Source organism: Lysinibacillus sp. Ag94, assembly GCF_023242215.1.
Lineage (GTDB): Bacteria > Bacillota > Bacilli > Bacillales_A > Planococcaceae > Lysinibacillus.
The window spans coordinates 3,943,297-3,965,949 of the sequence record NZ_CP096780.1 but is presented as its reverse complement, the minus strand read 5'-3'; the positions used below and the strand labels follow the sequence as shown (position 1 = coordinate 3,965,949).

Sequence of the window (22,653 nt, the reverse complement as noted above, 5' to 3'; positions counted from 1 at the left end):
TTACTATATTTTCGTACCGTCTTCCATGATGAAATTAATCTCTAATTTAACGTCCAAAGCCTCAGCGATCTTTATTAAATCTGTTACCGAATATGATTCGTTTTTCATTTTGCGAGAAAGGTTTGATTGAGTTGTTTCAATCTTTTCTGCTAATTGAGTTGCGTTCATATCAGATTCAACCAGTAATCTTTTTACCTTCTTTGTAATCTCCATGTATTCACCTCATTTAATATTATTCCTAAACATATTATAGCACATTTTAAAAATAAATATGCATTAAAATCATAAAACAGTTGTAATATACATTTTAATCATTTATTATGTATTTAACAAATAATTTATCGAAATGGAGTATGTAAAATGAAATCCATTCAACAACGTAATGAGTACATCCGAATGAAGATGAAACAACAGGACGCAATTACAGACGTCCATAAGTATCAGAATCGATTGAAGTGGATTATGAGGTATCATAGTCTGCTTACAGAATTAGAAGTAAAACAAATACGTGAAAATTTACGTAAGGCATTTAAGTAGTTGCAAGTGGAATGAAGGAGAGGTGAAAACGATGGCATTTGAATACTTAGCACAATACAAAACATTTGAATCAATTGCAGATATGGACACAGCTGTTGAGAACCACATGGCAACACACTACTACGATTTGACTGAATCAGAACGTGCCGTCGTTTTCAAGCTTGCTAGTCATGCTTTGGAACATCCAGGGGCTTGTCACTTAAAAGCTGCTACTATTGCTGCAGCATTAGAGATCAGCACAAAGACGGTTTATCGTGCTATTTCAAAATTGGAATCACTAGGAATCATCAAGAAAGAAACGACTGTAAAAAGCAAAGGTGGACAAGGGGCAAGCATTTATATCATTTTGCCTCGCAATGTCCCAGCGTCAATGTCCGAGCGTGAAAAAGCTGAAAAGTTTTGTGAGAGTAAGGTTGAAGCGCAACAATTTGAAAACCTATCTTTTAACTCTTTTAATCTTTTAAGTTCTAAACAAGCAAATAATATTATGAGTCTTGAAAATGAATTAGCTTTGCAAGCTGAAAAGAAAAAAGAGCACATGAATGAGTACCAAGTGATGTTGTTCGATTTCATGAATAGTTTGCCATTAGCAGATAACTTAAAAGATGAATTACATAAATGTGTATTGGCTTCACAAGTGAATTCTATGGATGAATTTATAAAAGCTAAGAACGTGATGTTCAAAATTGCTATGGATATAAAAGAAGGTGTACTGACGGTTGCTAGTACATTAAGAGCCGTATTTGTAGGAGCATATAGTAAGGCTGTAGAGCGATTAAGTAATAAATCGAATAAACCCTCATATATAGAAGAAAGAGTGAATAGAGAACGTTCTGTACCGTTTTATAACTGGTTAGAAGAACGTGATAGTAGTACACAATCAAATAATAAAAGACCAGGTAATTTAGAGAACTGGCTTGAATGGTAGAGAGGGGAATATAAGATATGAAAGTACAAAAGCAAATGACTATATTTGATTTTCTTTCGGTCCAGGAATCGGACCATGGACTGCTTGTGGACCGAAAACCTTCCACACCTGTTAATAAGACTGTTGATAAGATGAAATATATAGGATCTCGTGTAAGGGTGTATATTGTGCGGAGATAAAGAAAAAAGATCACTCTGTGAAATGGTAAATGGAAATAGTTATCCAAACGGATGTGGTATGAGGTATTATTAAGCTAACGGGGTAGATTAATTGAACAGTGTTGTTTAACTTGTGTTCAACAATCGGGCCATTTCGTTGATAAACCTTCTAAAATGTAGAGGGTATTGGTAAATTTTGATTATTAAAGAATAGGGATGATTATATGGATTTGCTAGTAATTTTTCTTCTAGTATTCATTCTTTTAATCTTATTATCTCAAGATCGTCAGAGAAAAAAGATCAGACAACAAATTTTTGAATTAGCTAATAATACTTTGGAGTTAACTCCTGAAGAGTTTTTTGAAATGAGAAATAAAAGTTTCGGTGGAAGAGGAAGGGCATTGTATTCCAATAATTATAACTTTGCAGGGGTGTATATATTATATAATAAATCCAAAGATTTGTATTATGTAGGACAAGGAAAGAAAGTTTTAAATAGAGTAAACGATCATTTCACTGGAAAAGGTAACGGGGATGTCTACGCAGATTACAAATACGGTGATGATTGGACAATTAAAATGATAGCCCTTGAAAATTGCGGTTTTAATACTTTGAATGAATTAGAAAGGTATGCAATTGAGACCTATGCTTCTTATGAAAGAGGTTATAATAAAAATAGAGGAAATACGTAATAGCTTATTCCATTAACGGGTGTTGTAATTGGATAACATAAGAAAAGACCACTCCGTGATGGGTGGTCTTATTGTTATTTATCGTTAATTGCAAAGAAGTTTAACCCCAATTTAACCCCATCGGTTATTTTGGAATGAAAAAAGCACCTTAACCAATTTGGCTAAGATGCTGTATAAACATTGATATAACAGTATTTAGAGTAAAAGCCGCGTATGCCGTAGTTATTATAGAAAGTTTTAAACCACCACTCCTCAAAGATGAGGCTATAAAAAAGATGCAGCCTGTAATATACAGACAGCATCTTATAAAGTCGCCAAACTTTTATTTTGCTACTTTGATTTAAGAACCATGGAGCAAATACATTCCACCTGTGCAGTTTGTGCAAACATATCCACTGGCTGAATATACTCCACATCATAAAACTTCGATAATTCGTTTAAATCCTTCGCCAAAGTTGATGGATTACACGATGTATAGACAAAGCGCTTCGGTTTTAGCTTCAACACCGTGCGGATGAATTCTGGTGCTAGACCTGTGCGAGGTGGGTCAACTGTAATAACGTCTGGTGTAAACCCTTCTCTGCGCCATTTTGCTAGGACACTTTCTGCTGTGCCGACAGCGTATTTTGTATGCTTGAAGCCATGGTTTCGGGCATTTTTACGTGCATCCTGAATGCTTTCTGGAATAACATCCATCCCGCGAACTTCTTTTGCTTTGTCAGCCAGCCATAAGCCGATTGTTCCAACACCGCAGTAAGCATCAACAACTGTTTCTTTGCCTGTTAATGCTGCTGCTTTTTTTATTTCATCATAAAGATGAACCGTTTGTGTTGGATTCAGCTGGAAAAAGGCGCGAGCTGATAAATCAAAGGCTAATTCTCCAAGCTCCTCATGAATTGTTTCCTTGCCGTCAAGGACAATTGTTTCATCGCCAAAAATTAACGATGTTTTCTCACGGTTAATATTTTGGGCAATCGAAACAATACTTGGGTCGATTTTTTTAATACGTGCAATGAGTTCCGCTTGATGTGGAATTTCCTTGCGCGTTGTAACGAGCACGACTTGTGTTTCACCTGTACGAATTCCTGTACGTACAACAATCGTACGTACTAAGCCATCAAGTGTACGACCATCATAAATAGTAATATTTAGTTTTTGTAAAATTTTACGCGTTGCCACTGTGATTTTAGATGTAATCGGATGTTGGACAAGGCAATCATTGATGTTCAGTAACTTGTTACTACCTTCTGCAAATAACCCTGCATAGACACGTTTACCCTCTTTACGTACTTGATACTGACTTTTGTTACGATAATTCCATGGATTATCCATCCCTAAAGTTTTGCGAACTTCAACTGTATTAGCTAAAGGTTTAGCGTAACGTTCTAATGCTTGAATAACGATATCACGCTTTTCGATTAGCTGTTTTTTATATGTCATATGCTGAAGCTGGCAGCCGCCACATTCGTTATAAATTGGGCATGGTGCTTCCTGGCGATGTTTTGAAGCTTTGCGAATAGTAACTATTTCTGCTTCGGCAAAGTTTCGCTGTGTTTTAGTCACTTGTGCTGTAATTTCTTCACCAGGAATAGCGCCTTTTACGAATACAACATTACGCTTATAAAAGCCTACCCCTTCACCGTTAATACCAAGTCTTTTTATTGTTAGCGGAAATTTTTGTCCTACTTCCATTGTTGTTTGCTGCGTCAAGCGATCCACGTCCCTGTTCTTTTAATATCATCTCCCCATTATAACTAAGGAGTAGACGATTGCAAAGCGACAGGGGAATCTTCGTATTCTAAAACTAAATCGTCAATGGATAAAAATGTATAGCCTTGTTTTTTTGCATCGGCAATAAACCTTGGGAGAGCTTCTGCATTATCTTGTGCAACGGTATGCATTAAAATAACAGCGCCAGGGTGAAGCTGTTCCATTAATGCATTATACGCATAATCTGCACCACGACGGACATCTCTTTCCCAATCCTTAAAGGCAACAGACCAGAAAATATGACGGTAGCCCTCAGTATTTCCTACCTCTAATAATTTCGCATTAAATGTACCTTCAGGTGGTCGGAAGTATGTTGTACGCTTTATACCAGTCAATCCCCGAAGTTTATCGTCAAATTTTTTCCATTCTGTACGCATAGCATCTGGTGTTAATCTCGCCATATTTGGATGTCCATATGAATGGTTGCCGATTGTGTGACCATCTTTAATCATGCGTTTCACTATATCGGGGGCACTTTCTAAATAATGACCAGTTAAAAAGAAGGTGGCTGGTGCTTTTTCCTTCTTCAATGTATCTAAAATGCTTTCTGTAAACCCATTTTCATATCCGTTATCAAAGGTTAAATACGCAACTTTTTTATCAGGCTTACCTTTATAAATAGCACCATATTTCTCAAGTAGCTGATCAAGCTGTGCGCCAGCCTCAGCTGGTTCACCGTTTTTTGCTTTCTTTAATCCCCAATGGTATTCATCGGAGCCAGAAGCTGAAAATGGATTAAAGCTAATCGCCGCGGCAATAATAAAAGTAGCGATGACCGCACCTACAATATGCTGTTTCCACATATAAAAACGCATCCTTTCTTTTTCATTAGAATGCGTATTTTTAAAAAAATTATCCTATTTTATTTAATGCGATAAATATTGAAGAGGAAATACCGATGCAAAACTGGAGCATACCCACAGAGCAATACCTTTGAAAAATGTTATAATGGTCAGTAGCGAGGTGTTACAAATGCGTATTATTACGAAAATTGCACGTCAAAAAAACAACCCAGAACGTTATAATATATATTTGAACGAAGAATACGCTTTTCCTGTAGATGAGGCAATTCTCATTCAATTTGGATTAACGAAGGGAAAAGTACTTGAGGAATTTGATATTCAGGAAATTGCTTACGAGGATGAGATTCGAAAAGCTTTTAATAAAGGGTTAAATTTTTTGTCTTATCAAATGCGTAGTGAGCATGAGGTCAAGAAAAAGCTTCTCTCGTTAGAATTTGGGGAAGCGGTTATTTTAGAGGCTATCCAAAAGCTTAAATCATACGGCTTTTTAAATGATGAAACTTACTCCAAGGCGTTACTCGATACGAAAAAAGCTACGATGAAAAAGGGTCCTAAGGCAATTAGGCAAGATCTTATGAAAAAAGGAATTGATAAAAGCTTACAGGATGAGGTTCTTGCTACGTACAGTCATGCGGAACAGGTAAAGCTTGCCACACAATTGGCTGAGAAGGTCATTCGATCGGAAAAAAAGAAAACACCAACACAAATAAAAGCTAAAATTCAAGATTTTTTAATGCGAAAAGGTTATTCTTTTAGTGTTGTAGATGATGTGCTCAGTCAAATAGAGATTGAGCAAGATGAAGATGAATGGCAACAGCTACTTGATGGACAAGGCGAAAAAGTTTGGAAAAAGTATTCATCGAAGTATACTGGCTATGAATTAAAAATGAAAATAAAGCAGGCTCTCTATCAAAAGGGGTTTCCTATAGAGGTAATAGATCGTTTTATAGAAGAGAAGGAGAATGAGGAATGAACGAAAAAAATTATGCTGCAATGTCAGAGCACGAATTACGTGAGGAAATAGCAATGATAAAGGAAAAGGCACGTAAGGCGGAACAGCTAGGTATCATTAATGAATTCGCAGTATATGAGCGTAAGGCATTAATGGCAGCTGCTTATTTAGTAGATTTGGATACAATAATTCCTGGAGAAATGTATCGTATTGACGGCTCTGAAAATGAATTTTTTCAAGTGGATTATTTAAAAGGTCGCTTTGCTTGGGGACATCGCTTAGGGGGCGAAAAATATCAAGAGGCTTTACCTGTTTCCATGCTATCTCCTGTAAAGGTGGGCAAATAAATGGAAGAAAAAATTGAAAAACTAACTGCTGAATTACTTACAAAAAACCCGCAAATGTCAGTAGGACGTGCACGAGTATGGATTGAGCTTTTATGGAGTGATTTTGAATCGACTTCTGCAAAAGCAGGCTACTCCTATCGTGGTGCTGATTACACTGAAAATTTAGTGCGGCAATTAATTAACAGCTACGGCGATAAACTTCATGCATTTGCAGGACGCAATCCTAAATACGCACATTTACTCGATGCTAGTGATGATATAGTACAATAACAAAACCCTGACCAATATTTGGTCAGGGTTTGCTGATGTTTAATTACTTGCACCAACCTGTAATTTTTTTTGAAGTTTATCTTCGGTAAAAATCCAGCCTGTGTATGAAGTGATAATCTCATTGTCATCGTTTAAATGAGCGACAGCAACGAACGGATAGCGATTATCACTACGGTAACGCAGATCAATTAATCTTACTTCTGTTAAGCCATTATCGAGTTCTGAAATTTCCCAGCGATACAATGGTGAGAATGACACGAAAGCAGCGAGATTGCGATCTTTCAATGCTATTTCGATAAGAGGCGTTTTCGGTAAAGGTTTTATTTCGAATTTATCATAAATATTAACAGTTCGCCCATAAGCGCGCCCAACGTAATAATGTGTTTTGGATTTTGCTGCAATTCGCCAGTGGAAGAATCGCATTGTAGGGGCTACAATGACATACTCCTCATCCTGTATGGTTTTATGCACAGCGTTCTTTACAGCTTTTTGGACTGTAAAGCGTAAAAGATAGTAAACGATAATAATGAGATACATAATACTAAATGTCCAAACTGGATTTGCACCAAATGCCCAAAGTAAAATGCCAAGGCAATGTAGTGTAAAAATAATTGGATCAAATGTATTGATAACACCAAGTGCAACCCATCTTCTAGAGAATGGTCGAAGTGCTTGTGTACCATAAGCGTTGAAAATATCAACAAAGACATGAAGTGCTACAGCTAAAAATGTCCAAAGCCATAAATGAAACACATTTGCGTCTTGAATAATAAGTGCTAAAACCGCTGTAATTAAAATGGGCCAAAGAGCTACTGCTGGTAGTGAATGTGTAATTCCTCGATGATGTCGAATATAAACGGCATTGTTGCGTAGTTTTAACACTGTATCGACATCAGGTGCCTGTGAGCCAATAATTGTACCTGCCATTACTGCGGTAAAGGTCATTGAATGATCTGCTACTACGGGGTCGGCTAATGCAAGACCTCCGAGGGCAATACCCATAACGAAATGTGTGCCTGAATCCAAAAATATCCACTCCTTGTATGCAACAAAAAAGAGTACAATTACATACATGTATATTTCAATAATCCATAATACGTGATATTTACAATTAAGAAAGTTGTTTTAAAGCATGAAGAATTATGACGTTTTTTGTCGTTTTTGACAGATAATCTTTTCTTAATTGTATACTCTTTTTACCATAAATAAAATCGTAAAGACGCAGGAGGTCACTGTGAATTATCCATATGTAACAGAATTTCGACAATCTTTAGTTGAATGGTTTAATGTTGAGAAACGTGATTTACCTTGGAGACATACTACGGACCCTTATAAAATCTGGGTATCGGAAGTGATGCTCCAGCAAACACGTGTCGACACAGTTATTCCTTATTACAATCGTTTCATGGAAAGTTTTCCAACATTAGAATTACTCGCGGAAGCTCCGCAAGAATACTTATTGAAGCATTGGGAAGGCCTTGGCTATTACTCCCGTGCACGTAACTTACAAGCGGGTGTCCGTGAGGTATTAGAAAACTACGGTGGGATAGTACCCGATAATCGTCACGAAATTTCAACATTAAAAGGCGTAGGCCCATATACTGCTGGCGCTATTTTAAGTATTGCCTATAATAAGCCCGAACATGCGGTTGATGGCAATGTTATGCGCGTTTTAAGTCGTGTGCTTTCTATTCATGAGGATATAGCAGTTCCAAAGACTAAAAAGGTTTTTGAAGCGGCTGTTGAAGAATTGATAGATCCCGAAAATGCATCGTCCTTCAATCAAGGTTTAATGGAGCTGGGTGCACTTATTTGTACGCCAACCTCACCAAAGTGTTTATTGTGTCCTGTTCGCGAATACTGTACCGCTTATAATGAAGGTGAGCCAGAAAAATTACCGATCAAATCTAAAAAAGTAAAGATGAAGCATATCACATACGATGTGCTTGTATGCCAAGATGACGAAGGTCGATTTTTATTAGAACAGCGAGCAGCAGAAGGTTTACTTGCTAACCTATGGCAGTTTCCAATGCTTGAGCACGGTAAAGATTCAATAGAGACATTTATAAATGATTATGCTATGAATGTTCAATCGCAAGAAGATTTGTTAACATTTAAACATGTTTTTTCACATTTAACATGGCATATAAATAGCTATTTTATGAAATGCAATTCAGCAGTTAAGGGCGAATGGCTGACTCGAGAGCAAATTGAATTATTACCAATGCCCGTTCCAATGCTGAAAATTTGGCACCAAATTAAGGATTAATCAAGGAAATAAAATTTTATAAAAATTAATGAGCATAAAAGCATTCACCTCGGTACACAATAATGAGCGTGGAGGTGAATGAATAATGAAAAAGCAAAACAACAACCAAAATTTACAACCGAATAAAAACATGCAACGTCAAAGTCAAGAATTTGGTTATGAAACAGACGTTAATGAAGTGCAAAAGCAAAATGCTAAAGCAGAGCAAAACAAAGCTCAAGCTTCAGGTAACTTCAATAAAACTAACCAAGATCTTGGTGAATAAAACTTTGTAATTGCATAATTGCATTTACCTCTTAGGAGCTGTCTAAAATCGAAAAGATTAATAAAGGCAGCTCCTTTTTAATTTTTCGGAAGCGAGGAAGAAAGGCTTTGATTCAGAAAAAAATCCAATTTGTATATAAACACAAGCAAAAAACTTCAATTGGATTGTTGTTATGATAAAATTCGCTTCAAATTAACGAAATTTCGTACAAATTTAAAAGAGCGCAGGGAAATTTGTGGTTTTCTAACTACACCTTTCGCGTACACATTGCTATAATATACTAGAGACTGCTAGATTTAGGTAGCATATAGACGAAAAGGTGGGCTTCAAAAATGGCAATACCGGTAGAAGGAGAAACGATACAAATACATAGTTATAAGCACAATGGCCGCATCCACCGTGTTTGGCAAGAAACAACGGTTTTAAAAGGGACGAAAAATATAATTATCGGTGCGAATGAACGGACACTTGTGACAGAATCCGATGGTCGTACTTGGCTAACGAGAGAGCCTTCTATTTGTTATTTCCATGCGGAGCACTGGTTTAATATCATTTGCATGCTACGTGAGGACGGTGTGTATTATTATTGTAATCTAAGCTCACCATTTGTTTTCGATAATAATGCCATTAAATATATTGACTATGATTTAGACATTAAAGTTTTCCCTGATATGTCTTATTCACTCTTAGATGAGGATGAATATGAGCTACATCGTAAGGAAATGTCTTATCCAGATGTCATAGATAAAATTTTAAAGCGCAATGTCGATAAATTAATTAGCTGGATTCAACAAAAAAGAGGACCCTTTGCACCTGATTTCATCGATGTCTGGACAAGTCGTTATAAGTTTCAGCTCGATATGCAAGCAGATGATTAGTTGCACCTATTAGTTTTACTAATGGGTGTTTTTTTATGCCTTAAACAATCGGATTGCAAAATAGTTAGTGCTAAAGCTAAATTAAATGTACTTAAAGCAAAATATTGCTATAATACGTTTGGACATTCAATTTGTGGATGTCTGTTTCTTTTTATGTGCTATTTACATAAGAGGGTCTTATTAATAAGGATGTGATAATAAATTGGGTAGTATTAAGCGTTATATGAAATTTGTAAAACCATATACATGGGAAATTATTTTAACGATTATAATTGGTATAGTGAAATTCGCGATTCCGTTATTTATTCCATTACTCATAAAAATTGTGTTAGATGATATTATCGATGCAAAAAGTCTAACGGATGCAGAGAAGACAAAGGAATTGTTTTATTGGTTAGGTGGTACGATCATTGTATTCTTTATTATTCGACCACCGATTGAGTATTACCGTCAATATTTCGCTCAAAATGTCAGTAACAAAGTGCTTTTCGATATTCGAAAACAAATATATGCACATTTACAGCGATTAAGTTTAAGATACTATGCTAATACAAGAGCTGGCGATGTTATTTCAAGAGTGATTAATGATGTGGAGCAAACAAAAAACTTTATCATGACAGGCTTGATGAATGTTTGGCTAGACCTTGCGACAATTGTTATTGCTATCGGTATTATGTTTGCCATGGATGTTAAGCTTACGCTAGTAGCATTAGTTGCGTTCCCATTTTATGCATTTAGTGTGAAGTACTTCTTTGGTAAACTTCGATCTTTAACACGTAAACGATCACAAGCACTTGCGGGTGTGCAAAGTTATTTACATGAACGTGTAGCTGGAATGAGTATTATTAAAAGTTTGACGCTAGAAAAGCATGAGCAAAAATTATTCGACGAAGCAAATGGTGAATTTTTAGAAAAGGCACTAGACCATACGAAATGGAATGCTAAATCCTTTGCGGTGGTAAATACCATCACGGATGTAGCACCTCTCCTAGTAATTGCTTATGCAGGATATCAGGTTATTAATGGTTCTCTTTCAGTCGGGACGATGGTGGCCTTTATCGCTTATATCGAACGACTTTATGGTCCACTTCGTCGTCTTGTTAGTTCATCAACGATGTTAACACAGTCAATAGCATCAATGGATCGAATGTTTGAATTAATAGATGAACCTTTTGAAATAAAAAACAAGGCTAATGCGTTAGAGCTACCTCGAGTAAATGGTGAAGTCCGCTTTGACAATGTGAACTTTCAATATGAAGAAGATGGCTCACACATTTTAAACAACATCAATTTCACGATTAACCCTGGAGAGACAGTTGCATTTGTAGGAATGAGTGGCGGAGGAAAATCAACTATTATTAGTTTGATCCCTCGCTTTTATGATACTACTAGTGGCGCGGTGCGTATTGATGGAAATGATGTACGAGACGTAACATTACATTCTTTACGCTCACAAATTGGAATCGTCCTACAGGATAATATTTTGTTCAGCGATTCGGTAAAAGAAAATATTTTAATGGGCAAGCCGGGTGCTTCTGATGAGGAGGTAATGGCTGCAGCAAAAGCGGCAAATGCACATGATTTTATTATGAGCTTGCCAAATGGCTATGACACAAAAGTCGGGGAGCGCGGTGTGAAGTTATCAGGTGGACAAAAGCAGCGAGTAGCAATCGCTCGTGTATTTTTAAAAAATCCGCCTATTTTAATACTGGATGAAGCAACTTCTGCGTTGGATTTGGAAAGTGAGGCACTTATTCAAGAATCATTGGATGTACTTGCACATGAACGCACAACTATTATAATTGCTCATCGACTGTCTACGATTACACATGCAGATAAAATTATTGTTATAGATCATGGACAATTAATTGAAAGTGGTACCCATGAGCAACTAATGCAAAAAGAGGGGACTTACTTTAATTTATTCCAGGTGCAGCATTTAGATTGATATACCACTTTATAATAGAAAAAATGTGGCTCCCATAACGTAGGGTTGATTTCCGTTCCGGCCAGGCGCTTTGTTGCTGTCGCTCCGCTTTCGCACAGAGCAGAGCTTCCTGGGGGCGTCCGATGAGCCGCTTCACTCGCGATGCCCGCTCTAGGGTCTCATCTGTGACGCTCCTCAAGGAGTCGCCTGGCCTCCACTCCAATCAACTTATTCTCGAGACATACGTTTTAACAAAATGTCATTCTCAGCTTTAAATGATACACAGGGATTTATTCGGAACCTGCATCCGAGGAGTCGCTTGGACTAACAAGTTTTTTATATGCGAAAGTGTAATGTCGTCCCAATCTTTTGATAATGAGTCAATAATTTAAAAATAGCGTTCCGTTTAAGTATAAAAGGAACGCTATTTTTTTGTCTTATTTATAAAATATTATCGATTAAAAAGACATAATTAATATGGAACTCGAACGATGTAGAAAATCTTTGTTAATTGCAGAATAATTATGATTGAAAGAGCAATGTTTTTTGGTTAGAATTATCTGAAAATGGGGAATTGAGTGACAGTGAATGTAATTAAGTAAAATATAGGTAGGATGGGGCGATTGATCATGAGAAAAAAGCTGCTAGAAATAAAAGGTTTAAAGACAACCTTTTTTACAGATGATGGACAAATTCCTGCCGTAGATAATATCGATTTTGCTGTTCATGAGGGTGAAATATTAGGGATTGTAGGGGAATCGGGAAGTGGAAAAAGTGTCACATCACTGTCCATTATGGGGTTAATACCATCGCCACCAGGAAAAATAACGGGTGGAGAAATACTATTAGATGGCAAAAACCTTGTCACATTATCTGATAAACAAATGCAAAAAATTCGGGGGAAGGATGTGGCGATGATTTTTCAGGAGCCTATGACATCCTTAAATCCTTTGTTTACAATTGGGGATCAGCTAAAGGAAGCGATTTTAATTCATCATCCAAAATGGTCTAAAAAGGAAGCATTTGCAAGGGCCATTGATATTATGAAACTAGTAGGTTTACCACGAGCTGAGGAATTATTAAAAGATTACCCACATCAACTTTCGGGAGGGATGCGACAACGGGTCATGATTGCGATGGCACTTGTCTGTGATCCGAAGGTATTGATTGCTGATGAGCCGACTACTGCATTAGATGTTACGATTCAAGCTCAAATCTTACAGCTTATGAAAGATTTAAATAAACGTTTAAATACAGCCGTATTATTAATTACACATGATTTAGGCGTTGTAGCAGAAACATGCGAGCGGGTTATTGTGATGTATGCAGGCCAAATTGTAGAGGAGGCACCTATTCAGGAGATATTCGTTAATCCAAAGCATCCTTATACACAGGGGCTTATTAAATCAGTACCGGATATGCGTTATAAAAAGGACAATCTTTACTCTATACCAGGAAGTGTACCTAAGCCTGGTAGTATTCAGGAAGGTTGTCGTTTTGCAGCGCGTTGCGAATTTGCGATGGACCGCTGTGTACAAGAAACACCACCTTTATATGAAGCAACAGAGCGGCATAAATCGAGATGTTTTTTACTAGAGAAACAGGAGGTGGAGCAACATGTCGAAAGTGTTATTGAAAGTTGATGGGTTGAAAAAGTATTTCCCTATTCGGAAGGGCGCCTTGAATACACAGGTTGGAGACGTAAAGGCAGTGGATGATGTTTCCTTTGAAGTTTTTGAAGGAGAAACATTAGGTATTGTTGGTGAATCAGGGTGCGGTAAATCAACGACTGGTAGACTTTTAATGCGTTTGCTTGAGCCAACAGAGGGCGAGATTGAATTCGCAGGTAAAGTGATTTCAGATTTTTCGAACAATGAAATGCGCAAAGCCCGTAGAGACATTCAAATGATTTTCCAAGATCCTTATGCTTCTCTTAATCCTAGGCATAATATTGGAAAAATATTGGAGGAGCCTCTTATTGTTCATGGGATGGGCAACGCAAAGGAACGAAAACAGAAGGTATTAGAGCTTCTCGAAATTGTTGGATTAAATGAATATCATGTGAAACGATATCCACACCAATTTAGCGGTGGTCAAAGACAGCGTATCGGCATTGCCCGTGCTCTGATGACGAATCCACGTTTGATTATTGCGGATGAGCCCGTTTCTGCACTCGATGTGTCAATACAGGCTCAAGTATTGAATTTATTGCAAAACTTACAAAAGGATTTAAAGCTAACTTATATTTTTATTTCCCACGATTTAGGGGTTGTACGCCATATTAGTAATCGTGTAGGTGTCATGTATTTAGGGAAATTAGTGGAGCTGACAGCAAGTGAGGATTTATATGCTGAGCCACTTCACCCATATACACAGGCATTGCTATCCTCGGTACCTGTTCCAGATCCTACATTTGAACGTGAACAGCTCATTATTTCTGGAGATATCCCAAGTGCTTCGAATCCGCCAAGCGGGTGCACTTTCCATACAAGATGTCCATTTAAAAAAGAAGAATGCTCTCAAGTAGTTCCAAAAATGCAAGAGGTGAAACCGGGTCATTATGTTGCGTGCCATCTATATGATGCAATTCAACATTCAATGATATAAAAAAACTTAGGGGGAAAATCAATGAAGAAAAAGAAGCTTTGGACTTTGGGTGTAATGCTTATCCTTGTTCTTTCGACGATGTTAGCAGCTTGTGGCGGCTCAGATACTAAGGATACGGGTAGTAAAGATACTTCAAGTGGTGGCGATAAAGCTAGCGGTGGTTCAAAAACATTAGTATATGGTCGTGGTGGTGATTCCACTGCTCTCGATCCAGCGACAGTAACAGAAGGTGAATCATTTAAAGTAACGGTTAACCTCTATGAGACTCTAATTAACTTTGGAGAGCGAGATGTAACATTGCAGCCAGGGCTGGCAAAATCTTGGGAACCTTCAGAAGATGGATTAACGTATACGATGCAACTTGAAGAAGGAGTTAAGTTCCATGACGGTACTGATTTCAATGCTGAAGCAGTCGTGAAAAATTTTGAGCGCTGGAAAGCTGGTGGTGCTGAAAAATTCCCATACTACGCCTCTCAATTTACGGTAGATGACAAGCAAGTCATTGAGTCGATTACTGCTGATGGTGATTATAAAGTTATATTTAAATTATCTCAACCACAAGCAACATTCTTGAAAAATTTAGCGATGTCTCCATTTGCTATTGCTTCACCAACAGCTTTTGAAAAAGATGATGAGGCACTTAAAGATCATCCAGTAGGTACTGGTCCATTTAAATTTGTTGAGTGGAAACGAAATGATTCCATCACAATAGAGAAAAACTCAGATTACCGTATTGCAGATTTGCCGAAATTAGATAAAGTTATTTTCCGTTCTATTCCAGATAACTCCGCACGTTTCAATGCATTAACGAACAATGAAGTTGATGTAGTGGATGGTTTAAGTCCATCTGATAAAGCTTCAATCGAATCCAATACAGATTTACAACTAATCGAACGTCCATCTATGAATGTTGGTTATCTTGGATTAACAGTAACTCGTCCACCGTTCGATAACGTAAAAGTTCGTCAAGCAGTAAATTATGCAATCGATAAGCAAGCATTAGTAGATGCATTTTATGAAGGCTTAGGCGAGCCAGCGAAAAATCCAATGCCTCCATTAGTTGCAGGCTACAACGATGCCATTAAAGGCTATGAATATGATCCAGAAAAAGCAAAAGCATTATTAGCAGAAGCAGGCTATGATGGTAAAGAAATCGAACTATGGGCAATGCCTGTGCCACGTCCGTATATGCCTGATGGTCAAAAAATTGCGGAAGCCATTCAAAAAAATTTAGCAGATGTTGGTATGAAATCTAAAATTGTAACGTTTGAATGGGCTACGTATTTAGATAAGGCGGAAAAGGGAGATGCGGATGCGTTCTTACTTGGTTGGACAGGTGATAATGGTGATGCGGATAACTTCCTTTACACTTTATTAGACGGAGATAATATTCATTCTAACAACTATACATTCTATGACAACAAAGAAGTGCACAAACTATTAGTAGCAGCACAAACTGAAATGAATGAGGATAAGCGTAATGCCCTTTACAAGCAAGCACAAGAGATTATCTCTAAAGACGCACCATGGGTTCCACTTGCTCACTCTACTCCAATTTTAGCTGCTAATACTAAAGTTACAAACTATGTTGCACATCCAACAGGCTCTGACCGTTTAGAGTCAGTAGATATGAAGTAGGCTTATAGGGCTGTCTTGAACAGGTTTTAGTTTTAGAGGGAATTATTATAAAGAATCTGCTTGCTTTCTGCGGGTAAGCCGTAGGAATCTAGCGGATTCTTTTTACAAGCTAGAGGTATTTTTTCTGTATGAAAGACCAATCATCTAAACGATCCATTATGCCTCGGCATAATTGCGTCCTGAACCGTTTGGTGAAGGCTGACCCTTTCTACAGTATGTGTAAAGACTTTAATGCTTTTCATACAAAAGTATATTTTGAAAATAACAGAGGGGTGAAGAAAATGCTTCACTATATGGGAAGACGTTTATCTCAATTAATCCCAGTTTTGCTTGGAATGACTTTTATCGTTTTCATGTTAATTCGTGCAATTCCTGGTAATCCAGCACAAGTAATTTTAGGACAGCAGGCAACGAAAGAAGCGGTCGAAGCGTTAAACGCAAGTTTAGGATTAAATAAGCCATGGTATACACAATATTTTAGCTATTTAGGGGGCATTTTTCAGGGGGATTTAGGAATATCATTACGTACTAAATTGCCTGTATCAGAGGAAATTTTCCCGTATTTAGCGGCAACAGCTGAGCTAGCGCTATTTGCCATGATTATCGCAGTGATTGTTGGCGTGAATGCCGGCATTATTTCTGCATGGTTTCAAAATTCTTGGTTTGATTATGTGGCAATGGTAGTTGCATTAATCGGAGTATCTATACCCGTTTTCTGGCTCGGCTTAATGGAACAATGGGCTTTTAGTAATCAGCTTGGCTGGTTCCCGACGTCTGGGCGAGAAGATGTGCGGGATCCAATAACTACCATTACTCATTTTTATTTACTAGATACGTTAATACAAGGCCGCTTTGATCAATTTACTGAAGTATTAAAGCGATTAGTATTACCGGGCATAGCTCTTGCGACAATCCCGATGGCGATTATTGCAAGAATGACTAGGTCGTCTATGCTTGAAGTAATGCGCTCTGATTATGTACGCACCGCTAGAGCAAAAGGACAAAAAATGTTTATTGTTGTTTATAAGCATGCATTGAAAAATGCAATTATCCCAGTATTAACAGTAATCGGTTTGCAAACAGGGTTACTGCTAGGTGGTGCCATTTTAACAGAGACGATTTTCAGCTGGCCTGGAATAGGTCGTTATATTTATGATGCTATTGGCTTCCGAGACTATCCTGTTATTCAATCAGGTATTTTAGTAATTGCTTTTATTTTTATTATGATTAACTTAATTGTGGATTTACTATATACGGTGATTGATCCACGGATTAAATACAAATAAAGGGGAGAAGCAAAAATGACTGGAGCGATAAATATAAAAACAGAAGTAGCACCAAGTCGTGAACGAGCGGCAGGTCCTTGGAGAGAAGGCTGGCGTAGCTTTAAAAAGAGCAAAATCTCCCTAGTAGGTGCAGGCATTGTACTATTTTTTATTTTACTTGCTATATTTGGCTCGATGATTGCTCCTGAAGGTATGAATGAACAAAATCTTTCGAACCGTTTATTAGCACCGTCGAGTGAGCATTGGTTTGGAACAGATGACTTTGGGCGGGATATTTTCTCAAGAGTTATACATGGAGCTAGTATTTCTTTGAAGGTAGGCTTTTTTTCAGTTATTCTATCTGTAATTGTAGGTAGTTTCCTTGGTATTATTGCGGGTTATTATGGAAGATGGATTGATACGATAATATCGCGTATTTTTGATATTCTTTTAGCATTCCCAAGTATTTTACTAGCTATTGCGATAGTAGCAGTACTTGGACCATCATTACAAAATGCATTGCTTGCCATTGCCATTATTAACGTGCCGAATTTCGGACGCTTAATTCGTTCGAAAGTATTGAGTGTTAAAGAAGAGGAATACATTGTAGCAGCAAAGGCCATCGGAATGCGTGATTCGAGAATTTTGTTCTCGCATATTTTGCCCAACTCGATGACGCCAATTATCGTACAAGGAACGTTAGCGATAGCGACAGCGATTATTGAAGCGGCAGCACTAGGCTTTCTTGGATTAGGAGCTCAAGCGCCAGCGCCAGAATGGGGTAAAATGCTAGCGGATTCCCGTATTTATTTAATAAAGGCTCCGTGGACGATGATTTTCCCAGGTCTAGCTATTATGTTAACTGTACTCGGTTTTAATCTAATGGGGGACGGCCTACGTGACGCGCTTGACCCGAAAATGAAAAGCTAATAAAAAAGGGCGAAGGGGTGGATATAATGCCAACCCTTCGCTCTTTTACATGCTTTAACTAAGCAATTATCCCGCCGGAGGCTTTACTTCTGTCAGCGGATGTCTTTTGTACTGAAAGCGTAGCGATAGGGATAGATGTTTAGGCGCCCGCTAAAAACACCACCTATGAAGATGGGAGACATTTGCTTAAGAAGTTAAATAAACTCTTCTTCAAACTCCACATTGATCTCTTGGCCATGATGAGTTTGGTACGAAACGATGAGCGTATCTAAATGCTCTAGGTTTTCTTCGTAATCTAAAATACGCGATAAAATATAAAGCAAGTGATAGCTCGAGAATTCTGTGTCGCCTTCTTCATGCGCATAACTAATCTGTTTAATGAATATTTCCATTAACTCATTACGCTGAACATAATCGATGTTTTTGCTCCACTCGGAATGTTCGGGCTTTAATTTCCCAGTATATTTTAATAGGAGCTGTTCATGATAAGTTAGCAGGAAATCAAGTCGCTCTTGAATCATTAAATGAAATTGCGTCGGTAGCTGGGCTAATTCGTTTTCATGATTATGAAGACGATGAAGCAGCTCTAAACTTTTCTTTGACGTTGTAATCATTTGGCGATAAACAACTAATTTACGTGCTTTTACAAACTTTCTATTTTTTAAGTAATTACGCTCTTCCTTATAAAAATCATACAATGTGTCAACTCGCTGCATACGAGACTTAAATTTGCTTAATGCTTCTTTTGTAGAAGTATGCTCAGATGCCTGGCGAACAGCAAGTCGCGTCCATCGAATAATATCATCCTGTAAAAAGTAAATTTTACGGAAAAGCTTTACTTCATATTTTGGTGGTAGGAAGAACAGATTGACAACAAATGCTGCTAACACACCAACTAATATTGTAACAAAGCGGATAAGACCAAATGTAAGAAAGTCATCTCCTTGAAACTCCATAATAGCTACAACTGTAACGAGTGCTAGAGACAATGATTTTTCAAGTTTGAATTTTAACATGATACCAATCGCGACAATGACTGCAATGCCGATAGCTACTACATGGTGACTAAAAAGCAAGCCAAAAATAACCGCAATGGTAGCTCCTATAATATTGGCTTGTACTTGCTCAACAATTGTTTGATACGAACGATAAATAGATGGCTGAATCGCGAAGATCGCTGCAATTCCTGCGAAAACAGGTGAAGGTAGCTCTAGCAGCTCAGCAATAAATAGTGCCAACACGATGGCGACACCAGTTTTAAATACACGGGCACCTAATTTCATAGAAAATGGATGTCCTTTCTGTCTAAAATTTTAAGCTTCTTTACATTATAGAAGGAAGTGCTCATAAAATACATAGATTTGTATGTCATTTACAGAAAAAGACGACTCACAGGGGAGTCGTCTTTAAAAGTTAACCTTAGAAACTGTTTTATATTGCTCTTCTTACTATTCGTTTAGCCGTTACATCTTACAAATTACAATTGTGAAAATGCAATATCTACCGCTTTGATTGTTTCATGAATATCGGCTTCTGTATGCTCTGTTGTTAAGAACCATGCTTCATATTTTGATGGCGCTAAATTAATGCCTTGTGCAAGCATTAATTTAAAGAAGCGACCAAAGATTTCACCGTCTGAGTTTTCAGCCTGCTCATAGTTTTCTACTGTCACATCTGTAAAGTAAATTGTAAGAGCTCCTTTCAGACGATTAACAGTAATTGTTACATCATGTTTTTTTGCTGCAGCCAAGATGCCTTCCTCTAAAATGGCTCCAAGACGGTCCATTTCATCATAAATACCTGGAGTTTGTAATACTTCTAGGCAGGCAATACCAGCTTGCATGGATGCAGGGTTTCCTGCCATTGTGCCTGCTTGATAGGCAGGTCCAAGTGGAGCCACTGTATCCATAATTTCTTTACGACCGCCGTATGCACCGATTGGTAAACCACCGCCGATTACTTTACCAAGTGCAGTAAGGTCAGGTGTTAAGCCTAATAAGTTTTGAGCACCACCATAGTGGAAGCGGAAAGCAGTAATAACTTCATCGTAAATAGTTAATGCGCCTTTTTCCTTCGCTATAGCATGAACTAATTCTAGGAAGCCAGGGTTTGGCTCTACAATACCGAAGTTACCAACGATAGGCTCTATTAAAATAGCGGCGATTTGATCGCCCCATTTATCCATTGCTTCTGTAAATGCTTCAGGATTGTTAAATGGTACAGTTATTACTTCCTCTGCAGTAGAAGTTGTAACACCTGCTGAGTCAGGAGTACCTAATGTTGCAGGACCCGAGCCAGCAGCTACTAGTACTAAGTCGAAGTGACCGTGGTAGCAACCAGCGAATTTCATAACTTTTGTACGGCCAGTATAGGCACGTGCAACACGAATTGTTGTCATGACAGCTTCTGTACCAGAGTTATTAAAGCGTACTTTATCCATAGATGGGATTGCTTCTTTTAGCATTTTAGCAAAAGTAACCTCGTATTCAGTTGGTGTCCCGAACAAAGTGCCGTTTTCAGCTGCGTTTGTAATCGCTTTGGCGATGTGTGGATGACCGTGACCAGTTACGATTGGACCGTAAGCTGCTAGATAGTCGATATAACGGTTGCCATCAACATCCCAAAAATAAGCACCTTTCCCACGAGCCATTGCAACAGGTGAACCTCCGCCAACCGCTTTATAAGAACGAGAAGGGCTATTTACACCACCAACGATATGCTGTAGCGCTTCTTTGTGTACTGCTTCAGATTTTGTGTGATTCATATATATTGCCTCCTAAATCTTTATACTTCATCTATTGTAGACCTATCGCTGTAAGAAATCCAAAGAAATTAAGGGATATGATTTGTTTTACTGTTTAGAGTAAAATAGAGCGTACAGAGGAGGAGATTGATATGTCTTTAATAGAAGGTAAAAAAGCACCTGATTTTACTCTTATAAATGAAACAGGAGAAACAGTAAAGTTAGCCGATTACAAAGGACAAAATGTTATTTTATATTTTTATCCTAAAGATATGACACCAGGCTGTACGACGGAAGCTTGTGACTTCCGTGATAAGCATGAGGATTTTAGTAAATTAAATGCAGTTGTACTTGGCGTTAGTCCAGACGATGCAAAAAAACATACCAAATTTATAGATAAGCATGGATTACCATTCTCGCTATTAGTGGATGAGGATCATGCTGTAGCAGAAGCGTATGGCGTGTGGGTGTTAAAGAAGATGTATGGACGTGAATATATGGGGATAGAACGTTCGACATTTTTAATTGATACAGCAGGAAACCTAATTAAGGCTTGGCGTAAAGTACGTGTAAAAAATCATATTGAAGAAGTATATACATATTTAGCAGAATGGGAGGCGAAGCAATGAGAATTTATTTTACGTTTGAACCAAGACCGGATTTACGTGAGCCACTAGTAGCTGAATTTCCACAAGTTGATTTTATTTTTGAAAATGGCTTATCAAACGATGAGCTACAACAAGCGGATGTACTTGTCACATACGGTGAAGATTTAAATGATGAAAATATACAGTATGCAACAAAGGTTAAATGGATTTTCGTAGCTTCAGCGGGGATTGAAAAAATGCCAGCCGGGGCCATTATCGAACGAGGGATATTCGTTTCGAATGTACGTGGCATTCATAAAACGCCAATGGCAGAATCGATGCTTGCCCATATTTTAGCGATTAAGCGTGCGCTGCCTTGGATGTATGAACAGCAGAAGAAAAGTGAATGGTCAAGGAAAGCGAAACAAACCGAGTTGCGGGATAGTACAGCACTTATTTTAGGACCTGGGGCTATTGGCTCGGAAGTAGGTCGCCTATTACAAGCTTTTGGTGTTGTGACAATTGGCTGTAACCGTACAGGGAACGAAGCGGCATCTATGAATGAGATGGTGCGCTTTGATCAATTAATCGAAGCATTACCGAAGGCTGATATTGTCATTTCAGTATTGCCTAAAACAGAGGAGACGACACATTTACTAAAAGAAGAACATTTTAAAGCGATGAAAAATGATGCCATTTTCATGAATTTTGGTCGTGGAAACTTAGTAGATGAAAATGTGTTGGTGCATGCCATTCAAGTAGGTGAAATTGGTTATGCTGTTTTAGATGTATTTGAACAAGAGCCTTTAGCTGAGGATCACCCTTTATGGACTTTACCGAATGTCATTGTGTCTCCGCATATTTCGAGTCACTCTTCTCGTTATGTTGAACGCAGCTTAGAAATCTTTAAGCCGAGTTTAGAGAAGTGGTTACGCGGTGAAACAGATTTAGAAAATAGGATGGATTTATCAAGAGGTTATTGAATTAATCCAAATTAAACTGAAATGTGTATGAATGTTGACAGAAGTAAGAGTAATTCGATACACTAATTATAACAATTATAAATTAATAATCTTTATGGAAGAGG

23 protein-coding genes are annotated in these 22,653 nt (G+C 37.8%); 17 read left to right on the top strand and 6 right to left on the bottom strand.

Going from position 1 to position 22,653, the window contains the following annotated elements:
• Positions 1–3: 3 nt before the first annotated feature.
• Complete coding sequence (locus MY533_RS18615; protein WP_248717112.1) at positions 4–213, bottom strand: helix-turn-helix domain-containing protein; 210 nt, start codon at positions 211–213, stop codon at positions 4–6.
• Between the two features lie 147 nt (positions 214–360).
• Here MY533_RS18615 and MY533_RS18610 point away from each other — a divergent pair, with 147 nt between their 5' ends.
• From MY533_RS18610 to MY533_RS18600, 3 genes are all read left to right on the top strand, one after another.
• Positions 361–537: a hypothetical protein gene (locus MY533_RS18610; RefSeq protein WP_248717111.1), complete on the top strand. Its 177-nt coding sequence runs from the start codon at positions 361–363 to the stop codon at positions 535–537.
• 31 nt (positions 538–568) lie between these two features.
• Positions 569–1,465 (top strand): helix-turn-helix domain-containing protein, encoded by an 897-nt coding sequence (locus MY533_RS18605; RefSeq protein ID WP_248717110.1) that lies wholly within the window; start codon positions 569–571, stop codon positions 1,463–1,465.
• 382 nt (positions 1,466–1,847) lie between these two features.
• The gene (locus MY533_RS18600) at positions 1,848–2,315 is read left to right on the top strand and encodes a GIY-YIG nuclease family protein (RefSeq protein WP_248717109.1); all 468 of its coding nucleotides are present in this window, start codon (positions 1,848–1,850) and stop codon (positions 2,313–2,315) included.
• 330 nt (positions 2,316–2,645) lie between these two features.
• Here the strand turns inward: MY533_RS18600 and rlmD are convergent, their stop codons facing one another.
• Positions 2,646–4,025, bottom strand: coding sequence for a 23S rRNA (uracil(1939)-C(5))-methyltransferase RlmD (rlmD, locus tag MY533_RS18595; protein WP_248717108.1), 1,380 nt, complete (start codon positions 4,023–4,025; stop codon positions 2,646–2,648).
• 44 nt (positions 4,026–4,069) lie between these two features.
• The gene (locus MY533_RS18590; RefSeq protein ID WP_248717107.1) at positions 4,070–4,888 is read right to left on the bottom strand and encodes a polysaccharide deacetylase family protein; all 819 of its coding nucleotides are present in this window, start codon (positions 4,886–4,888) and stop codon (positions 4,070–4,072) included.
• 169 nt (positions 4,889–5,057) lie between these two features.
• On the opposite strand from MY533_RS18590, the gene recX reads away from it, so the two are divergent.
• From recX to MY533_RS18575, 3 genes are read left to right on the top strand one after another with little or no spacing between them, the layout of a single operon-like run.
• Positions 5,058–5,861 carry a recombination regulator RecX gene (gene recX, locus MY533_RS18585; RefSeq protein WP_132363346.1) on the top strand — a complete coding sequence of 268 codons (804 nt, stop codon included), beginning with the start codon at positions 5,058–5,060 and terminating at the stop codon, positions 5,859–5,861.
• Positions 5,858–6,187 carry a YfhH family protein gene (locus MY533_RS18580; RefSeq protein ID WP_053483069.1) on the top strand — a complete coding sequence of 110 codons (330 nt, stop codon included), beginning with the start codon at positions 5,858–5,860 and terminating at the stop codon, positions 6,185–6,187. The genes recX and MY533_RS18580 overlap by 4 nt, the downstream gene beginning before the upstream one ends.
• Entirely contained in the window at positions 6,188–6,457 is a 270-nt protein-coding gene (locus tag MY533_RS18575; protein ID WP_132363344.1) for a YfhJ family protein, read from the top strand.
• Positions 6,458–6,496: 39 nt separating this feature from the next.
• Here the strand turns inward: MY533_RS18575 and MY533_RS18570 are convergent, their stop codons facing one another.
• On the bottom strand, positions 6,497–7,483 hold the full coding sequence (locus MY533_RS18570; protein WP_248717106.1) for a metal-dependent hydrolase: 987 nt from the start codon (positions 7,481–7,483) through the stop codon (positions 6,497–6,499).
• A gap of 208 nt (positions 7,484–7,691) precedes the next feature.
• On the opposite strand from MY533_RS18570, the gene mutY reads away from it, so the two are divergent.
• From mutY to nikC, 9 genes are all read left to right on the top strand, one after another.
• Positions 7,692–8,726, top strand: coding sequence for an A/G-specific adenine glycosylase (gene mutY, locus MY533_RS18565; protein ID WP_248717105.1), 1,035 nt, complete (start codon positions 7,692–7,694; stop codon positions 8,724–8,726).
• Between the two features lie 85 nt (positions 8,727–8,811).
• Positions 8,812–8,991 carry a gamma-type small acid-soluble spore protein gene (locus MY533_RS18560; RefSeq protein WP_142510774.1) on the top strand — a complete coding sequence of 60 codons (180 nt, stop codon included), beginning with the start codon at positions 8,812–8,814 and terminating at the stop codon, positions 8,989–8,991.
• A gap of 332 nt (positions 8,992–9,323) precedes the next feature.
• Positions 9,324–9,869 carry a nucleoside tri-diphosphate phosphatase gene (locus MY533_RS18555; protein WP_248717104.1) on the top strand — a complete coding sequence of 182 codons (546 nt, stop codon included), beginning with the start codon at positions 9,324–9,326 and terminating at the stop codon, positions 9,867–9,869.
• A gap of 202 nt (positions 9,870–10,071) precedes the next feature.
• Positions 10,072–11,817, top strand: coding sequence for an ABC transporter ATP-binding protein (locus MY533_RS18550; RefSeq protein WP_305883962.1), 1,746 nt, complete (start codon positions 10,072–10,074; stop codon positions 11,815–11,817).
• A gap of 608 nt (positions 11,818–12,425) precedes the next feature.
• Positions 12,426–13,439, top strand: a complete 1,014-nt coding sequence (locus MY533_RS18545; protein ID WP_248717103.1) for an ABC transporter ATP-binding protein — start codon at positions 12,426–12,428, stop codon at positions 13,437–13,439.
• Positions 13,414–14,403, top strand: coding sequence for an ABC transporter ATP-binding protein (locus tag MY533_RS18540; RefSeq protein WP_248717102.1), 990 nt, complete (start codon positions 13,414–13,416; stop codon positions 14,401–14,403). The genes MY533_RS18545 and MY533_RS18540 overlap by 26 nt, the downstream gene beginning before the upstream one ends.
• 21 nt (positions 14,404–14,424) lie before the next feature.
• Positions 14,425–16,041, top strand: coding sequence for an ABC transporter substrate-binding protein (locus MY533_RS18535; RefSeq protein WP_248717101.1), 1,617 nt, complete (start codon positions 14,425–14,427; stop codon positions 16,039–16,041).
• Positions 16,042–16,322: 281 nt separating this feature from the next.
• Complete coding sequence (locus MY533_RS18530; protein WP_132363326.1) at positions 16,323–17,327, top strand: ABC transporter permease; 1,005 nt, start codon at positions 16,323–16,325, stop codon at positions 17,325–17,327.
• 15 nt (positions 17,328–17,342) lie between these two features.
• Entirely contained in the window at positions 17,343–18,236 is an 894-nt protein-coding gene (gene nikC, locus MY533_RS18525) for a nickel transporter permease (RefSeq protein ID WP_132363324.1), read from the top strand.
• A 194-nt stretch (positions 18,237–18,430) separates the two neighbouring features.
• Here nikC and MY533_RS18520 read toward each other — a convergent pair whose 3' ends face one another.
• Both MY533_RS18520 and MY533_RS18515 read right to left on the bottom strand, forming a co-directional pair.
• Complete coding sequence (locus tag MY533_RS18520; protein ID WP_248717100.1) at positions 18,431–19,519, bottom strand: FUSC family protein; 1,089 nt, start codon at positions 19,517–19,519, stop codon at positions 18,431–18,433.
• A 194-nt stretch (positions 19,520–19,713) separates the two neighbouring features.
• Entirely contained in the window at positions 19,714–21,000 is a 1,287-nt protein-coding gene (locus MY533_RS18515) for a glutamate-1-semialdehyde 2,1-aminomutase (RefSeq protein ID WP_248717099.1), read from the bottom strand.
• A 131-nt stretch (positions 21,001–21,131) separates the two neighbouring features.
• On the opposite strand from MY533_RS18515, the gene bcp reads away from it, so the two are divergent.
• Both bcp and MY533_RS18505 read left to right on the top strand, forming a co-directional pair.
• Positions 21,132–21,608, top strand: a complete 477-nt coding sequence (bcp, locus tag MY533_RS18510) for a thioredoxin-dependent thiol peroxidase (RefSeq protein WP_248717098.1) — start codon at positions 21,132–21,134, stop codon at positions 21,606–21,608.
• Positions 21,605–22,549, top strand: a complete 945-nt coding sequence (locus MY533_RS18505; protein WP_248717097.1) for a D-2-hydroxyacid dehydrogenase — start codon at positions 21,605–21,607, stop codon at positions 22,547–22,549. Before bcp ends, MY533_RS18505 begins: the two co-directional genes overlap by 4 nt.
• Positions 22,550–22,653: the final 104 nt, after the last annotated feature.

What these genes read in the sequence shown, in the direction of transcription:
- MY533_RS18615 (WP_248717112.1), bottom strand. Translation starts at nt 213, where the DNA reads ATGGAGATTACAAAGAAGGTAAAAAGATTACTGGTTGAATCTGATATG.
- MY533_RS18610 (WP_248717111.1), top strand. Translation starts at nt 361, where the DNA reads ATGAAATCCATTCAACAACGTAATGAGTACATCCGAATGAAGATGAAA.
- MY533_RS18605 (WP_248717110.1), top strand. Translation starts at nt 569, where the DNA reads ATGGCATTTGAATACTTAGCACAATACAAAACATTTGAATCAATTGCA.
- MY533_RS18600 (WP_248717109.1), top strand. Translation starts at nt 1,848, where the DNA reads ATGGATTTGCTAGTAATTTTTCTTCTAGTATTCATTCTTTTAATCTTA.
- MY533_RS18590 (WP_248717107.1), bottom strand. Translation starts at nt 4,888, where the DNA reads ATGTGGAAACAGCATATTGTAGGTGCGGTCATCGCTACTTTTATTATT.
- recX (WP_132363346.1), top strand. Translation starts at nt 5,058, where the DNA reads ATGCGTATTATTACGAAAATTGCACGTCAAAAAAACAACCCAGAACGT.
- MY533_RS18580 (WP_053483069.1), top strand. Translation starts at nt 5,858, where the DNA reads ATGAACGAAAAAAATTATGCTGCAATGTCAGAGCACGAATTACGTGAG.
- MY533_RS18575 (WP_132363344.1), top strand. Translation starts at nt 6,188, where the DNA reads ATGGAAGAAAAAATTGAAAAACTAACTGCTGAATTACTTACAAAAAAC.
- MY533_RS18560 (WP_142510774.1), top strand. Translation starts at nt 8,812, where the DNA reads ATGAAAAAGCAAAACAACAACCAAAATTTACAACCGAATAAAAACATG.
- MY533_RS18555 (WP_248717104.1), top strand. Translation starts at nt 9,324, where the DNA reads ATGGCAATACCGGTAGAAGGAGAAACGATACAAATACATAGTTATAAG.
- MY533_RS18545 (WP_248717103.1), top strand. Translation starts at nt 12,426, where the DNA reads ATGAGAAAAAAGCTGCTAGAAATAAAAGGTTTAAAGACAACCTTTTTT.
- MY533_RS18540 (WP_248717102.1), top strand. Translation starts at nt 13,414, where the DNA reads ATGTCGAAAGTGTTATTGAAAGTTGATGGGTTGAAAAAGTATTTCCCT.
- MY533_RS18535 (WP_248717101.1), top strand. Translation starts at nt 14,425, where the DNA reads ATGAAGAAAAAGAAGCTTTGGACTTTGGGTGTAATGCTTATCCTTGTT.
- MY533_RS18530 (WP_132363326.1), top strand. Translation starts at nt 16,323, where the DNA reads ATGCTTCACTATATGGGAAGACGTTTATCTCAATTAATCCCAGTTTTG.
- nikC (WP_132363324.1), top strand. Translation starts at nt 17,343, where the DNA reads ATGACTGGAGCGATAAATATAAAAACAGAAGTAGCACCAAGTCGTGAA.
- MY533_RS18520 (WP_248717100.1), bottom strand. Translation starts at nt 19,519, where the DNA reads ATGAAATTAGGTGCCCGTGTATTTAAAACTGGTGTCGCCATCGTGTTG.
- MY533_RS18515 (WP_248717099.1), bottom strand. Translation starts at nt 21,000, where the DNA reads ATGAATCACACAAAATCTGAAGCAGTACACAAAGAAGCGCTACAGCAT.
- bcp (WP_248717098.1), top strand. Translation starts at nt 21,132, where the DNA reads ATGTCTTTAATAGAAGGTAAAAAAGCACCTGATTTTACTCTTATAAAT.
- MY533_RS18505 (WP_248717097.1), top strand. Translation starts at nt 21,605, where the DNA reads ATGAGAATTTATTTTACGTTTGAACCAAGACCGGATTTACGTGAGCCA.